Here is a 15,683-nt window from a genome sequence, read left to right on the forward strand (position 1 = left end):
TTTAGTGCGGTTATAAAAATTTTTTGTTAAGGTACATTAAATAAATTAGACTTACTATTATTTTTTGTCTCTTATAATTTTCTTCCTTCCAAGATGCTTGAATATTTCATTTTAAATTTAACTTCATCTATATGATCATAATTTTTCTAATTTTCAATTTATTAAATATATATATGGTAATACGCATAATATTATAAAGTGATAGGCGATGAAATTGAATTTAGATATGCCAACAAAGATCATAAATAGCCTTGGAAATGATATAATAAGTTCCTACAAAACTTCTTATAGCAAAAAAAGATTCCTTCTTACTTTAAAAGATATTATTGAAGAGGATGTAAATGAAAACGAAACCAAAGCAGAATTATATGAATATTCTTCTCGTTTTTTTAACAGTAAAAAAATTGTTAATGATAAAAATTTATTTGTAATTGGATTGGATTCAAGCAGTAGAGCCATAATAACTCCAATTGCTGACATAATTATTTCTGCAGTCTCTATATCAGGCCAAGGTCCTGTTGAATTAAGCGATTGGCCATATTTATATAGAGACTTAGCATATATACCAATAAATCCTGAACCTTTCATATACGTTGCATCTGATGATTTAAATGTATCTGACTATTCTAATGAATACATAAAGCAATTTAGATCATTAGATAATGAAGATGACTTATCTAAAATTATGGATTATTCTAGGCTTAGTTTAGAATCATGGGGAATTAAGGAACCATCATTTGCCTTAGGAAATTACTTTAAAAGAAAAGGGAAGAAATTTGTTTTATTGCTAGATGGCCCAATTTATTTATTGGATAATAAAAATGATTATATAAAATCAAATCTAATGAAAAATAGATCAAATGAAATAGAAATACTAGAAAATCAAGGGATACCGGTAATTGGAGTAGTAAAGAGAATAGAAAGAAGCAAAATTTTAACAAACGTTCAAGACTTTTCAAATATTTTAAGTCAATGTATTGGAAATTATGAGACTCTAAATGATTCATTAATAATACAAAAAATGCTTTATTCTAATTGTTATAATAATTATTATGGGAAAATATTAACTACACCGAAAATTAAGGTTAGATCAAATGGATTAGATAAAATCGTTGAATATGTATTAATCCCTCCCAGTAGGTATCAAAGCATAAATAAAGGAAGAATTTTTAGACTTGAATATACTGAAAAAACTTTAGATATATTAAACAACAATTATTCTTTAGAACCAGTTCAAATATTAATAAATGATTCAATTTTTAAACAAAGCAATGAATCAATAACTATTGCATATAGTGATAAAAGAGGGAAAATGATAACCCAAATTTTAAAAGATCTCTTTATAAATACTATCGTAGGAAGGGGAGCACCAATATCTTATGACACACTCAGAGAGGCTGAAGCAACATGGATAAAAAGGAAAACGTAGGACTTAATGAAGAAATCTTAAATAACGCAGAAGATCAAGTTAAAAAAATTGAAAAACTTCTTTCCAAAGCTTATGAGGAAGCAGAGAAAAATGGTAAATTAATAGGAAGGATTTCTAGATATGGGGAAGTAAGAGTAGAAGAAAACTCTGAAGTAGATTTTATTATAGACCCTTCAACGTATTATTCTGAAAACGATGCCCCTTTTCATAAAGTTGGGGACTATCTTGTTGCTATAGATCCAAAAGATATGAGACTTGTTTTAATAAGAATTAAAAGTATAATTAGGAAAGATGAATTAGCAGCTATTGGTCTAGAACCCCCTATAAGTCAAATAGTTAATAGCATAGAGCCTAGAGGACTAATAACAAACACGATTGTTAAGGGAGAACTTGTATTAGAAATTAATAAAAATGATAAAAACCCAAGACCTGCAACAAAAAGTATTGAACCTCAATCTCCAGTAATAGATCCTGATCCAGAAGTCTTAGCTAGGCTTTTAGACTTACCACAGGAAGGCATAACAATTGGGGCATTAAGCACACCTTCTGGATTAGTTAAGAATGGTCAAATACCAGTTAAGTTACCATTGCACACAGTTTATCATCACATATTAATTTTAGGCACAACAGGGAGTGGAAAAACTACATTGCTAAAAAACATGATAGCAAGCATGTATAATCAATTAGAAAAGCACCCAATTTCAATAATAATAGATTCAAATCAAGACTTTGTGCAATTACCTATTTCAAATAATATAAAACCAATACCAGAAGAAATTTTAAACAGTTGTTATAAAAACGTTAAGGAATTAGATGGTATAATATCAGTTGTTCCAATTTCTTTTGATTTAATCCAACAAAAATTTGAAAAGGAAAGAGAGGGAATTAATGAAGTATTAATTGATATAGCTAAGAAATATTTTAATGAAACATTTTCTCCATTTATTCAAAACAATAAGGTTGATTTCAATTTAATTGTTAGAGATAATACTATCATTTTAAAAACCGATTATCCATTTAAATTAATATTTGTTCCATATGTAATAAACACATTAGAAACCAGCACTGATAATTTATCTCCCCTTTTACCTGGTATAACTTTATTAGCAAAAGATTTGCTTAAGAAAATGAGAGAAAACTTTAAAAGAAAACATAAGGTATATCCTCCGATACAGGCTATTTATGGAGCATTATCAGTATTTATGGATAAATCTATTTATAAATTAAACAAAAATAATTATGGATTGAAACTTGATGATATATTAGAGCAGGCCCTTGAATATATAAATCCATATATAGTTTCGATAAGTAGAGATTTTAATCTAGATTTACATAATATGAAAATAGGTAATTATAATTTAACTTTATTTGATGCGGTTGAAGAATACATTGAATCTCTACAAAGGGCAAGACCGCATGAAGAAACTATTAAGGCTTTATATAGAAGAATATCTTCATTGATTGAATCTCAAATAGTTGATATTATTATTCCACAAAACAATAAATTAATACCATTAAATGAACCCAATTGGGAAACAATAGTAAATATAGCAAATGAAGAAAATATACCAATAGTATTAGATTTGAAATGGAACCTCGATTTGATCGGATTAGATCCTTTAAGGTTAGTTACATATAGAACTCTTGATAAGTTAATTTCATGGAAACAGAAGTCATGGACACAAAGAAATGAGACCCCAAACATTATGGTAGTAATAGATGAAGCTCATCAATTTTTCCAAAACGAAAGCAAGGTAAAAGAAGATGTAGATGCAATAAGACAGGTTTCTGCGATGATATCAAAAATTGCTAGATTAGGTAGGGCTAGAGGGGTTGGTCTAATATTTAGCACTCATTCTCCAGCTGATCTCAATGATATTATTTTACAATTAACAAACACAAAAATAATTTTGAGGACTGATAAAAGTCAAATTGAAAGAATATCAATACCAAAGGAAGTAAATGAATATTTGTCTAGACTTCAAGACAGAACGATGCTTGTGGAAAGTTATGCTTTTAGAATGGGTTACCTATTTGCACAAACTACAACACCTTTAACTGCGCACTATGATATTTCTGCAAACATATCATATTATTAAATCCCAAAATTAAATATATAATGGGGGTATATGTTGAGTCACGTATTTACTAGGACTGGTGATGATGGTAATACATATTGCAATCTATTGAAGACAAGGGTTCCTAAAGATCATCCTATAATAGAATTAATTGGAACACTAGATGAAGCAAATAGCTTTATAGGTTTGGCAAGGTCTTTTATACCATCATATATGAGCGATGTAGGAAATGATCTAAAGGATTTGCAATATTTAACGTTTAGAATAGGATTCCATGTTTCTGGAATTAATTCTTTAAAAGAAGAAGACGTGAAAAAGCTAGAAGAATTAGCAGATAAATACTATGGCAAGGCACCTCTAAAGAACTTTATTTTGCCTGCAGGTCCCCAACCATCCGCTGCCTTACACGTTGCAAGGACCATAGTTAGGAGAGCAGAAAGGGATTTGATTAAAGCCAGCAGAGTATATAAGTTTGATGATATTGTTTTTAAAACAATTAATAGGCTAAGTAGCGTATTATTTGCCATGGCAGTATATATTAGCAAGGAAATGGGATATCCAGAAGAGCCTGTTTCTTTTAGGTGAATTATATGGGATTAATAACTAAAGAGATGAAAATAATTAATTCAGACTTTTTATCGAGCGATAATTCTGGCATCCCTTTTATAATGAATGGAAAAAGCGTAGAAATCGGTTTAAAGATATGGAAGGAAAATATCTTAGATGAACCATATTATTTTGTTTTACCTAATAGAAATGAAATTAAAAATGCAGTTAATAATTCTCTTAATTCAGAAAATATTAAATCCCTTAGTATTTATAATAGAATAGAAGAAATCATAGAAATATCAAGCAAAATTGAAAAATATGAAGAAAACATATCAAGAATTATCTCATTGGAAACTGGGAAAAGCTTAGAACAATCTAGAGAAGAAGTTCTATCTGCAGAAAAAATTATGGAAAACTCATGGGCATTAATTTCAAGTTCAGATATGAATAGCAGAGATGGTCCAATTTCTTTTGTTTCTGATTCTAATAATATAATAAATCAAGTAAAAATAGAAAATGGAATTAGTATTGTATTTCCCTCTTTTACATCTCCATTCTTCACTACGATATCCTCTATTATCAGATCAATAATATCAGGTTTACCTGTAATAGTAAGGCCATCATCGTACTCTATGATTTCTTCTTTATCTGCAGTTTCTTTATTTTCTGATTCTTCATTAATAAATGATATTTCTTTCATACCTATACGAGGGTTAACAAATATGGATCTTTTTGATAATGAAGATTTTACATACTATTTTTATGGTAAGAAAATAAATTATAAAAATCTGTTTAAGATACTTTCAGGTAAGTTTATTAGCAATTGCACCGGAAGAGTTTCAGTAATTTTATGCAATTTACCAGAAAATGTAGACTTAATTTCAAATTCAATTGCCAAGCTTTCTTTAAAGCACTCTGGTCAGGCATGCGGATCAATTAGTTGGTTAATTTCATTAGAATCTATAAAGAATGAAATAGTAGAATCTATTGCTGATAGATTTTCTCAATCCTTGGTAGGAAATCCATTAGAAGGAAAAGAAGTAGGGCCATTAAAAAATAAAGAAGTTGCTGATAGATCTACAAAATTAATCAATGATGCTATCTATAAAGGAGGTACATTGTTAACCGGAGGGTTAACAAACGGAAGATATATTGAACCAACCCTTATAGATAATGTAACTAAGAACTCTGAAATATTATGGACTGATATTGAGGCACCAGTTTTAGCATCAACAAGCGTTTCAAGCTGTAGTGAAGCTATATCAATAGCAAAGATGATGTCTGGAGCTAGCGCTGTTATAGTATTTGGCTCAGATAACATAATTAATAAGATAGGAAAAACAAAGAAGGGTATTATTATTAAAGGTTCTAATAATATTGAGAATATATTAAATTCTATATGCTATACTAGTGGTGACCCAATTAATGAAATACCAAAGAGCCCATTTCCTGGTAGACTTGGATTTGATAAGTCTTTAATTATTTATTGAGATGTTGGCGCTAAAAGATACCTTATTTTACTTTTATCTGGAGCATTAAAAATTAATTCTATAGGCTTATCGCTTGAGAATCTTATCTCTACTGTTTCGGCAATTTTTGCTAGATTTAAAACACTCTTTAAGAAATTTACATCATACGAGCTTACAGATTTCTTTTTTGATTCCAAATCAATCAATGAACTTGAACCTTTTGATAAATTTACTTCAGCCTTAGGTCCTTCTCCTTTTGCTCTTATTTTAAAACTATTCTCATCAACTTCTAACTCTACAACGTCTCCAAAAGCGCTTGCATCAGTTAATATTTTCTTAAAGGTATCTCCTATGATAACAACCCTAGAATCAAAATCAAGCTTTATATCCTTTGGAACATCTATAACTACTTCTATATTTGGAATCAAATATTTTTTAATTACATCTCCTTCAATTTTAATCAATATATATTGATCTGAAACGAGAAAATCTACATTTTCACCTTTTTTACCCCTTGATACTATATTGTCTAATGATTGAATATTTACCCCCATGTTTGTCTCTTGATCAACTTCGTAATCCAAAAATGTTTCATAGGGCATGTTAATTTCTAAATATGTTATTTTTCCTGGATCTGTTGCAACAACTTTAACTCCATTTTTACTTATTTCAAAATTTGCCTCTTCAACTATCTCAGCTAGTGTGGAAGTCATTTGGCGGAGGACTCTAGAATCAGGATATTTGAATTTTGCTTTTGCTTTTCCTATTTGTGATTCTATGCTAGATTCCATTTTTAATCCCTATTTTAATATAATATTAGGAGGGATTAATAAAAGTAATGAGCTGATCAAAATGATAAAAGATTACATAAAAATAATTAGGCCATTAAACGATGTTATGATAGGATTTTCAGTTATTGTAGGTTCATTCATTGCATCTGGAAGACAATTGCCTAACTTATATTCATTGTTATTTGGATTTTTAACAGGATTCTTTATATCAGCATCTTCAATGGTTTTTAATGATATTATGGATATAGAAATTGATAAAATTAATAACCCTAATAGGCCATTGCCTTCTGGAAAGATAAAAATAAGAAATGCTTACACAATGTTTTATCTATTCTCTATAATAGGATTATTGTTTTCAGCTTTAACAGGTATTATAACATTTATAATAGCTATCATTTCGTATTTTATTGCATATTTCTATAATAAGTTCGGCAAAAAATCTGGGTTTTTAGGGAATATTATGGTAGCATATTCTATGGGCGTTCCCATATTATATGGGGCGGCTATGATAAGCAAACTCAATTTTAACATTATGGTTTATTGGCTTATGATATTTTTATCTGGAATTGCAAGAGAAGTAACAAAAGGTATTGCTGATGTTGAAGGTGATAGAAAAGCAGGAATAAAAACTATTGCAGTAATTATGGGTGAAAAAAAGGCAGCAATAATTGCTTTTATATTTTATGCTATTGCTATTTTATTAAGTCCTATACCTGTTATATTAGGCAAGGTTTATCCATTAATTTATTCAATTCCTATAGCTATAGTTGACATGGTATTTCTCTCTGTTTCAATAATAACAATTATAAAACCCACTAAACAAATCTCTACTAAAAACAAAAATATTTCCCTTTTAGCTATGTTTTTGGGGCTATTAGGGTTTTTAATAAGCACAAAGCCTTAGGTGAATAAGATGAAAGAAATACTTGCAGAATTAACACCATATAATAATAAGGAGAAGTTGCTAAAATATGCAAAGGAGTTAATTGATTATTCAGATTTTATAGACATACCGGATTCTCCATTAGGAATTCCATCACCATCATCTTCTATATTATCATGTATGATTAAGGAAAAGTTTCCAGAAGCTAATATAATAACAAATATAAGGCTTTATGATATTAATAGACTTAGCTTGATTAATTCTATTACAGCTCTTAAAATGAATAAAATAAATCATTTCCTATTGGTTAGAGGTGATATGCCAAAAATTGGAAATAAAGTTGATGAAATCATACCTGATGATGCGATAGGTTTTATTAGATCAATGAACATAGATGGATATTTTGGCTTATTATTAAATCTAAACAAAACCATTGATGAAATAGAACTAAGGATAAAGAAGAGAGCTTCATTTTACCTAATTACTAGGCCTTGGTTTAGTGAAAAAATAAAACAGGTATCAAAAATGGTTAGAGAGCAAAAATCTAAACTATATATTTATTTTGTTATGCTTACAGATAAAAACAAAGAATTTCTTTTAAATTATTTACCAAAAGAAGAATTAATTCATATTGATAATTTAAAAGAATCAATTCAAGTAGTTAATGATTATGTTGATGGAATTCTTTTCTCATCTCCAATGGATCATAAAGGTTTAGTAAATTCATTAAGGCTATTCCAAAAATATTTCTAATTTATATTTCTAATTTTATACTATTAACAACTCCATGCATAAAAAATGTCAGCTCGTTTTCTAAAAATTTAAAATTATAGATTTTATTAAAACTGAATAGGGTATCCAGATGAAGGAAAATCAAAAGAAAATAAGAGAATATACAATTATTAGCATGTCAATATCTATATTACTCTATGGTTTTTCCATAACACTAGGAGCATTATTAACTCAAATCAATTCTTTTCCAAAGTATTTAGATATCTATTTGCTAATAACACCACCCTTATCATTGTTGCTAGGAAACATATTATTTGGAAGACTAGCAGATAATTACGGAAGAAAACCCATATTAGTTTTTACTCCTATCTTATTTTCTATAGGAATTGTGTTGTTTCTTATTCCCAATCAATATACAACCCTATTAGGTGTTAATCTACTCCTTTTTTCTATAGCAGGAGGGGATGAACCTGCAATAATATCATATAGCGTTGAAAATCTAAGTAGTAATGATAGAGGAAAAGTAATGATGCTCATTACGAACTTTGTTAATATTGGGGCATTAATATCATCATTTATATTTATAATTTTTAAATATTATTTAATAATGAAAATTACAACAAGCTCTTTTTTGTTTATTTCTTTATTAATATCTTATATATTGAGGAAGGACCTTCCTGAATCAACCCTATGGATTAAAAGTGAAAGTAAAAAGATAAAGGATCAAAATCTTACAAAAATATCATCATTATTATTTATATCAATATCAACAATTTTGACCTATGGTTTAATATCCTGGGTAATAGGACCATATTATTATCCTAATTTAACATCATACATTGTTTTGTTCTTTAATTTAGGAAATATTATTGGTGGAATAATTGGATATTTAATTATTGATAACATAAAAAGGAACTCTTTTGTTTTCTTTGGATTTGCTGGGGGCATTATTACTTCTTCATTTTTACTGCTAGCAATGCATCTTCATGTTAATTATTCCATATTTCTCCCCCTCTTAATAACTAATGGGATATTTACTCAATTAACATGGGGTTCAAGATTAATATTAGAAGGAGAACTATTTTCAACTAAAATAAGAGCTAGTAGCATTTCTCTTATTAGAGGATCAGGATGGTTTATTTATATTATTTCTACAATTTTAACAGTTAATTTTACAATAATTCTATTTCAATTATATGATATTTTGTTTTGGATTTTAGGTCTCTTGGGTTCTTTGATATGGTATCTATATGGAATCGATACAAGAAAGATACCAATTGAAAAATTAGACAAAGTTCTAAGCTAATTTATTAACCTGATTTTTAAGAGTATAATTGGTGGAAAAATGGAATTAAAGGGAGTAGTTGTTCCTATGATAACCCCTTTTAATTCTAAAGGGGAAATTGATTATAATGGATTAAAATGGTTAATCGATTATACAATTAATAATGGAGTAAATGCCCTATTTCCAAACTCTACAACAGGAGAATTTGTTCACTTAAACGAAGAAGAGCAAATAAATTTGGTGAAGAAAACTATTGAATTTTCTGATAAAAAAGTACCAATATTGCCAGGTATAACAACAAATGTGACAAATTTCTCAATATCACTGGGCAAAAAGTTTATTGATTATGGTGCTGATGGATTAATTATAATGCCACCATTCTTCTTCAAGTTATCAGAAAATGATCTTTACTTTCATTTTTCTAAAATTGCAGAATCTCTAGATTCAAACATAATTATATATAATAATCCATATACAACGGGGACAGTTATTCCAATAAGCGTCTATGAAAGATTAGTTAAAGAATTTAGTAATGTAATTGGAGTTAAGATAACTTACGATAGTTTTGATTATATAAGGAAAACAATTGATAGATTAAAAAGTTTAAAGAAAGATTTTTATGTTTTAACTGGTATGGCTCAAATGTTTTTACCTGTTTTAGTTATCGGAGGAGATGGAACTGTTTCTGGACTAGCCAATGCTTTCCCTAAATTACATGTGGATTTATATAAAGAATTTATTAACAAAAATTTCAGTAACGCATTTGAATTGAACAAAAAAATATTATTAATCTCAAAAATTTATGATATCGGATTTTCTAATTCAAGTGCTACAAAGGCAGCTTTGGAGTTAATAGGTAGCCCAATTAAAAGTTTTGTAAGGATGCCACTAAGAGAAGAAAGCAAAGAAAACAAAGAAAAAATTAAGTCTATAATTGATGAATTAAAATCATAGGGAAATAATAAATAAGATTATAAGTATTTATCCTCTTAACTTAATAATTTTTTAATTAACTTCTACATATTTCTCAAACATGGAATTAAATATAGTTCTAAACTCTTTATAATCTCCACCTAATAATTTATACTGAGACAATAAACCCGAGAGTTCTAATGCTAAATACTTTGCTTCTTCTCTTAATTTATATAATTTAAAGGTTAATGATGCTTCTTCAGAAGAAACTTCAACTAACATTTGTAATAGTTCTTTGCATGAGTCATCATATATTCTATTATTATATTCTTTATGTATTCCATTTGATATATATCCGTTTGCGTCTCTTCTATCTTTTTTCTCAAATCCTTTATTTTTTCTTTCTTCTCTATCATTTCTTTCATTATTTCTTCTTGATATATACAATTATTTTCCACCTAAACCACACCCCTTTATACTTAATTATAAGTTAAAAAATTTTTCTATTTTATTACTATGTATGATTCCTTATAAACTACCTTTTTTAAATTATTTTTGGTGAAGTAAATGTCTGAAAAGGAAGAAAAGAAGACAACAAAAACAAAGAAAAAGGGTTGTTAAATTTATTATTAAACTTTTTATTATATTTTTAAATATTTTTCTCTTAGATAATTTATAAGATATTCTTGATTGTAGCTTTCACCTAATTTCATTAATAGTAGATCTTTAGGCCTATAAGTTGACCCATATTTATGGATCAATTCTCTAAGACTTGCCTTAATATCGTTAAATTTCTTCTCTAATATTAAATCATACAAGGAAATAGATTTCAATAAGCTATTCCTAACTTGGGCTGCAACTATGTTTCCAAGAGTATAGGTTGGGAAATAACCTAAATCACCATGGCTCCAATGCACATCTTGCAATATACCTTCACTGTACGACTTAGGTCTAATACCTAGAAGATCTTCCATATATTGGTTCCAAATTTCAGGTAGGTCATTAACTTTAACTTCTCCTTTTAGCATAAGTCTTTCTAACTCAAATCTCAATAATATATGGAAATTATAAGTTAATTCATCTGCTTCTGTTCTTATTAAGCTTGGCTTTACCATAGCAAAATACCTATACAAATCTTCTTCAGAATATCCCTTTGTAAAATCTAAGTGTTTATCCAATATTGGCTTAATAACTTGAGTAAATTGATAACTCCTTCCTATTATATTTTCCCAGAATCTACTTTGACTTTCATGGATACCTAAGCTTACTCCACCACCTATTGGTGTCATTTTCAAATTTTCATCTATTTGCAACTCATAAGTCGCATGACCGAATTCATGAATTACACTAAATAATGATCTCTTAAAATCATATCCTTCATATCTTGTTGTTATCCTAACATCATTGATACCCATACCCTGAGTAAAAGGATGTGGACTAACATCTAATCTAGCTCTATCCCATGGGAAATTAAGCAAGTTCAATACTTCATTATTTACTTTCTCCATTTTTTCTCTTTCATATTTAATTCCTTCCAATGGTGAATTAAAATAGTAATATTTTTGAGAAATAACTTTATCTAACAAACTCCTCAGATTTGACCTCAAATTATCAAAAATTCCTATTATATCTTTAGTTCTTAGACCTTCCTCAAAAAGATCTAATAATGCGTCGTAAGGCTCATTTTCATAACCTAATCTTTCTGCTTTTTCTATATTTAATTTTATTATCTTTTCTAGGTATGGTGAAAATATGCTGAAATCATTTTTTTCCCTTGCCAATTTCCATGCATGAAATGCTTCTTCTGATGTTTTTGACATTTCATAAACTAAAGAAGGAGGTATTTTCTTTAATATCGAAATTTCCCTATCTAATACTCTAACAACTCCTTTTTCATAATCATTTAAGTTTTCCTGATTCTTTCCTTTTTCAACTAGCTGAACAAAGCTTTCATTTAGCAACATTTCTTGATATAATGTGCTCATCTCAGCTATTGCGTATCCCCTTTCTTCGCTTCCTTTAGGAGGCATGTAAGTCTCGTTGTCCCAACCCATCAAAGCCATTGAATGGCCGATTGCCCATAATCTTTTATATTTTTCCAAAATTTCTCTAATAACTGCATTTTCAAACATATTAACCACGCATATTTTTAGATAATGCCACTCATTAATATTTTTTACTTATAAATTTAATAATAAACAATAAAAGTATAAAGACTATATTTTTCATAATGTAAAATATATATTTTTCAATAGCTTTGTACTATTTGGTGTATAAATTTGAGTGCAAAATCTGATATAGATCTTTTAAGAAGTTCAGTTAGGGAATTTTCTGAAAAAGTATTGATGCCAGTTGCTAAAAAAATTGATGCTGAAAACTTTATTAGTGAAGATATTTTGAATCAAGTAGCAAACATGGGTTATTTTGCATTAAGGGTTCCTGATAAATATGGTGGGCCTAATTTGTCAACTCTTGAATCAGCAATAGTTGTTGAAGAACTAGCAAGAGCCTCTGGCGCTGTTGCTATAATGGCAACAGTTTCTGGTACAATGGTAGCATATCCTTTAGTTCATTATGCAAGCGAAGAATTAAAAGAAGAATACTTAGGAAGATTAAGCAAAGGAAAAATTGGTGCATTTGCATTAAGTGAGCCATGTTGTGGAAGTGATGCAGCTAATATAACTACAAAGGCAGAAATTGATGGTAATGATTATGTTATAAATGGAAGGAAAACATGGATTACAAACTCTACATATGCAGATTTCTTTTTGGTTGCTGCTAGGACAGGTAAGCAAGAGGATAGACATAAAGGGATAACAATATTTGTTGTTGATAATAAGGATTGCATTGAGAAAAGCAAACTAGATATGATGGGATATAGAGGAAGTGGAACAAGTGAATTGCTATTTAAAGATTGCAGAGTCCCAAAAGAAAACATTGTTGGTGAAGTAAATAATGGATTTAAGATAATTATTGATGGATTAAATGAAGGTAGAATTATTACAGCATCAACTGGTTTAGGTATAATGCAGGCTGCATTTGATGAATCTCTAAATTATGCTAAGATAAGGGAAACTATGGGAAAACCAATTATTGAACATGAAATGGTTCAAAGCATGATTGCAGATATGAAAGTTAAATTGGAAGCATCTAGATTGTTAATTTATAATGCAGCACAAAAGATTGATAATAATGAAATTGATTACCCAATGTGGTCTTCTATTGCAAAATATGCAACTGCTAAATGGGGTGTTGATGTAGTTAGATTAGCAATGCAAGTTGAAGGAGGTTTTGGTTATAGCAAAGAAAGCAATGTAGAAAGATATTATAGAGATATAAAAATGATTGAAATTGGAGATGGAACTAATGAAATCCAAAAGCTCGTTATATCTAGATCTTTAGCTGGTAAAATAACTTCTCCAAGACTTAAACATTAATCTATATTACAGTTGAATTAGATTTTCTTAGATATTCTTCAGATGTTACAGCGCTACATGTTATAACATATAATATTACATTCAATAATTTTAATGCATCTGCTACCTTTGTTAAAATCATGGTTTCTCTAGAATCTTTTGAGTTAATAGATTTTTCTTCTACATCCATCGTTATTGCCATTATTTGCAATAACAACTCTTGAGTTCTCTTAATACTAGGTTGCGCAATTATTGATCCTAATTGAGGAAGTATATCTTTTATGTTTGTAATCAAACTTGAAATTTCCTCTGATTTAATTTTTATTTTGTTAGCTTTATCAGCTGCATCCCACATTATATAACCAACAACCCCCAATAATCCACTACCCAAAACTAATGCATGTAATCTAACATCACTTTTTCCATGTAACATTGTATCTACTACGTGTCTTTCAACTAAATGTTGATACTTTAGTAAATCTTTTTGACTCAATTGCAAAGATTGAGTTACATCTAACCCATTTAATGCATCCCTTAAAATGCCTGTTATATCTGAAACAATCATACCAAGACCTTTTATTACCTGCTTTATTTCAATTTTAGAATCATCTATAACAGGTCTTATCATAATTCTAGATTCTCCCAATTCAAACACGTCCAAGCCTAAAAGTGAAAGGGCTGCCTGCTTTGCCGATTCAACTCCTTTCTTACCCATGGGCCCCATATTTATTATTGTATCCCCTAAATTATGGACATAAAGACAATATATAGCTAGAGAAGCTATTTCTGGTATAGGTATCTTCCCTAAATCCATCTCATAAACTGTTTTGCTTTTTTCTTCATCTTTCTGAGATGGTATTATAGAAAGCTTATTATCATCATCTACAATATATACAGTATCTCCGGGCTTGATATTATTAGCTTCAATCCATGTATGAGGTAGAGTTATGACATAAGATGACGCCCCCAACCTCTGAACCTTTCTTGCTACTATTCCCATATCAAATCACATCTATATACATTCTTATTATTTTATCTGTGTATATATTAGTAACAGTCTGTATTAAATTTTAGTAAGGAGTCCGGTATGCTAAAGAAAAACAATATAATGGGAAGCGATAAAATAGGATTAACAATAGGAAGAATGGAAAAAGGATGTGAGCTCTGTTTTCCTGGATTAAAATCAGTAATTTTTATAACTGGAATATGCGGAGATTCATGTTATTATTGCCCTGTTGGAAAAGACAGATTTGGACATGATGTAATTTATGTTAATGAGGAAAGAATAACAAATCTTAGGGATATGATAATTGAAATAGAAAGACAGGGAGCTATTGGAGCAAGTATAACTGGAGGAGACCCATTAGTAGTATTTCCTAGAACTATTAAGATAATTAAAATGCTTAAAAAACATTTCGGAAATGAATTTCACATACATTTATATACTAGCGGAAGATATGCGACTCCTGATGCTTTAGTTTCTCTATATAAAGCAGGGCTAGACGAAATTAGGTTCCATCCAGTTAAAGATGAGTATAAGATAGCAATATCTTATGCATCTAAGCTTACAAAAATGAGGGTTGGAGCTGAAATACCTATTGCTAAAGGGCTAGAAAATTGGGCTATTGATATAATTAAAACTGTAGAAAAATATGGAGGTAGTTTTGTTAATCTAGATGAAATGGAATTTGTTGAACCTAACGCGAGAGCACTAATATCAATGGGTCTAAATGAAGATAAAAATAGGCCCTTTACTGCTAAGGGTTCATTGGAAGCAGCATTAAAAGTATTAGAATGGGCAAGAGAAAATTCAAATATTTATGTTCATTTTTGTCCAGCATCATTTAAAGATGCAATACAGACAAAAAACAGATTTACACGACTATCAAGAAATGATAAGAAATGGTACGAAGAAATTACAAAAGATGGAACAATAAAATGGGCTGAAGTAAATATAAATGGAAATATAATTAAGATAAATCCAAATGATATTTATAATTACAAAGGCTATGAAATCAAAATATTGGAGTCACACCCAACAAGGGATAGGAAACCAATAATTAATGAAGAAATAATAAAAATATAAGAATTATTTTGTAGAATAAATTTGAATAAAAATATATTCAATAATATAAGGCT

The 15,683-nt window shown here is 29.0% G+C and carries 14 protein-coding genes; 10 read left to right on the plus strand and 4 right to left on the minus strand.

Features of this window, described 5'->3' with window-relative positions; translation table 11 throughout:
• Positions 1–208 precede the first annotated feature (208 nt).
• The 4 genes from CALAG_RS00985 to CALAG_RS01000 are packed head-to-tail and all read left to right on the plus strand — an operon-like array spanning position 209 to position 5,546.
• Positions 209–1,429 carry a DNA double-strand break repair nuclease NurA gene (locus tag CALAG_RS00985; RefSeq protein WP_083859903.1) on the plus strand — a complete coding sequence of 407 codons (1,221 nt, stop codon included), beginning with the start codon at positions 209–211 and terminating at the stop codon, positions 1,427–1,429.
• On the plus strand, positions 1,408–3,528 hold the full coding sequence (locus CALAG_RS00990) for an ATP-binding protein (protein WP_015231885.1): 2,121 nt from the start codon (positions 1,408–1,410) through the stop codon (positions 3,526–3,528). The genes CALAG_RS00985 and CALAG_RS00990 overlap by 22 nt, the downstream gene beginning before the upstream one ends.
• Before the next feature lie 30 nt (positions 3,529–3,558).
• Positions 3,559–4,092 carry a cob(I)yrinic acid a,c-diamide adenosyltransferase gene (locus tag CALAG_RS00995; protein ID WP_157463138.1) on the plus strand — a complete coding sequence of 178 codons (534 nt, stop codon included), beginning with the start codon at positions 3,559–3,561 and terminating at the stop codon, positions 4,090–4,092.
• Between the two features lie 5 nt (positions 4,093–4,097).
• The gene (locus tag CALAG_RS01000) at positions 4,098–5,546 is read left to right on the plus strand and encodes an aldehyde dehydrogenase family protein (protein ID WP_015231887.1); all 1,449 of its coding nucleotides are present in this window, start codon (positions 4,098–4,100) and stop codon (positions 5,544–5,546) included.
• On the opposite strand, the gene CALAG_RS01005 is transcribed toward CALAG_RS01000, so the two are convergent.
• The gene (locus CALAG_RS01005) at positions 5,540–6,316 is read right to left on the minus strand and encodes a DNA polymerase sliding clamp (RefSeq protein WP_015231888.1); all 777 of its coding nucleotides are present in this window, start codon (positions 6,314–6,316) and stop codon (positions 5,540–5,542) included. The genes CALAG_RS01000 and CALAG_RS01005 overlap by 7 nt on opposite strands.
• Positions 6,317–6,377: 61 nt before the next feature.
• Here CALAG_RS01005 and CALAG_RS01010 point away from each other — a divergent pair, with 61 nt between their 5' ends.
• The 4 genes from CALAG_RS01010 (at position 6,378) to CALAG_RS01025 (ending at position 10,170) form a co-directional block, all read left to right on the plus strand.
• On the plus strand, positions 6,378–7,220 hold the full coding sequence (locus tag CALAG_RS01010; RefSeq protein ID WP_015231889.1) for a geranylgeranylglycerol-phosphate geranylgeranyltransferase: 843 nt from the start codon (positions 6,378–6,380) through the stop codon (positions 7,218–7,220).
• 9 nt (positions 7,221–7,229) lie between these two features.
• The gene (locus CALAG_RS01015; protein ID WP_015231890.1) at positions 7,230–7,952 is read left to right on the plus strand and encodes a 5,10-methylenetetrahydrofolate reductase; all 723 of its coding nucleotides are present in this window, start codon (positions 7,230–7,232) and stop codon (positions 7,950–7,952) included.
• A gap of 109 nt (positions 7,953–8,061) precedes the next feature.
• Complete coding sequence (locus tag CALAG_RS01020; protein WP_015231891.1) at positions 8,062–9,237, plus strand: MFS transporter; 1,176 nt, start codon at positions 8,062–8,064, stop codon at positions 9,235–9,237.
• 39 nt (positions 9,238–9,276) lie between these two features.
• On the plus strand, positions 9,277–10,170 hold the full coding sequence (locus CALAG_RS01025; protein ID WP_015231892.1) for a dihydrodipicolinate synthase family protein: 894 nt from the start codon (positions 9,277–9,279) through the stop codon (positions 10,168–10,170).
• Positions 10,171–10,221: 51 nt separating this feature from the next.
• On the opposite strand, the gene CALAG_RS01030 is transcribed toward CALAG_RS01025, so the two are convergent.
• Together CALAG_RS01030 and CALAG_RS01035 are read right to left on the minus strand one after the other, a co-directional pair.
• Complete coding sequence (locus CALAG_RS01030) at positions 10,222–10,575, minus strand: hypothetical protein (RefSeq protein ID WP_015231893.1); 354 nt, start codon at positions 10,573–10,575, stop codon at positions 10,222–10,224.
• Between the two features lie 194 nt (positions 10,576–10,769).
• Positions 10,770–12,260 (minus strand): carboxypeptidase M32, encoded by a 1,491-nt coding sequence (locus tag CALAG_RS01035; protein ID WP_048816650.1) that lies wholly within the window; start codon positions 12,258–12,260, stop codon positions 10,770–10,772.
• A 147-nt stretch (positions 12,261–12,407) separates the two neighbouring features.
• Between CALAG_RS01035 and CALAG_RS01040 the strand changes: the two genes are divergently transcribed.
• Positions 12,408–13,565 carry an acyl-CoA dehydrogenase family protein gene (locus CALAG_RS01040; RefSeq protein WP_015231895.1) on the plus strand — a complete coding sequence of 386 codons (1,158 nt, stop codon included), beginning with the start codon at positions 12,408–12,410 and terminating at the stop codon, positions 13,563–13,565.
• A 1-nt stretch (position 13,566) separates the two neighbouring features.
• Here the strand turns inward: CALAG_RS01040 and CALAG_RS01045 are convergent, their stop codons facing one another.
• A complete protein-coding gene (locus tag CALAG_RS01045; protein ID WP_015231896.1) occupies positions 13,567–14,544 on the minus strand; it encodes an AbrB/MazE/SpoVT family DNA-binding domain-containing protein in 978 nt (325 codons plus the stop codon).
• Positions 14,545–14,631: 87 nt separating this feature from the next.
• Between CALAG_RS01045 and CALAG_RS01050 the strand changes: the two genes are divergently transcribed.
• Positions 14,632–15,630 (plus strand): radical SAM protein, encoded by a 999-nt coding sequence (locus tag CALAG_RS01050; protein ID WP_015231897.1) that lies wholly within the window; start codon positions 14,632–14,634, stop codon positions 15,628–15,630.
• Positions 15,631–15,683: the final 53 nt, after the last annotated feature.

Source organism: Caldisphaera lagunensis DSM 15908, from assembly GCF_000317795.1.
GTDB classification, from domain to species: Archaea; Thermoproteota; Thermoprotei_A; order Sulfolobales; family Acidilobaceae; genus Caldisphaera; species Caldisphaera lagunensis.

Bases quoted from the DNA above. Each gene is read 5' to 3' on its own strand.
- CALAG_RS01025 (WP_015231892.1), top strand. From the start codon at position 9,277: ATGGAATTAAAGGGAGTAGTTGTTCCTATGATAACCCCTTTTAATTCT.
- CALAG_RS00990 (WP_015231885.1), top strand. From the start codon at position 1,408: ATGGATAAAAAGGAAAACGTAGGACTTAATGAAGAAATCTTAAATAAC.
- CALAG_RS01015 (WP_015231890.1), top strand. From the start codon at position 7,230: ATGAAAGAAATACTTGCAGAATTAACACCATATAATAATAAGGAGAAG.
- CALAG_RS01050 (WP_015231897.1), top strand. From the start codon at position 14,632: ATGCTAAAGAAAAACAATATAATGGGAAGCGATAAAATAGGATTAACA.
- CALAG_RS01035 (WP_048816650.1), bottom strand. From the start codon at position 12,260: ATGTTTGAAAATGCAGTTATTAGAGAAATTTTGGAAAAATATAAAAGA.
- CALAG_RS01020 (WP_015231891.1), top strand. From the start codon at position 8,062: ATGAAGGAAAATCAAAAGAAAATAAGAGAATATACAATTATTAGCATG.
- CALAG_RS00995 (WP_157463138.1), top strand. From the start codon at position 3,559: ATGTTGAGTCACGTATTTACTAGGACTGGTGATGATGGTAATACATAT.
- CALAG_RS01010 (WP_015231889.1), top strand. From the start codon at position 6,378: ATGATAAAAGATTACATAAAAATAATTAGGCCATTAAACGATGTTATG.
- CALAG_RS01000 (WP_015231887.1), top strand. From the start codon at position 4,098: ATGGGATTAATAACTAAAGAGATGAAAATAATTAATTCAGACTTTTTA.
- CALAG_RS01005 (WP_015231888.1), bottom strand. From the start codon at position 6,316: ATGGAATCTAGCATAGAATCACAAATAGGAAAAGCAAAAGCAAAATTC.
- CALAG_RS00985 (WP_083859903.1), top strand. From the start codon at position 209: ATGAAATTGAATTTAGATATGCCAACAAAGATCATAAATAGCCTTGGA.
- CALAG_RS01045 (WP_015231896.1), bottom strand. From the start codon at position 14,544: ATGGGAATAGTAGCAAGAAAGGTTCAGAGGTTGGGGGCGTCATCTTAT.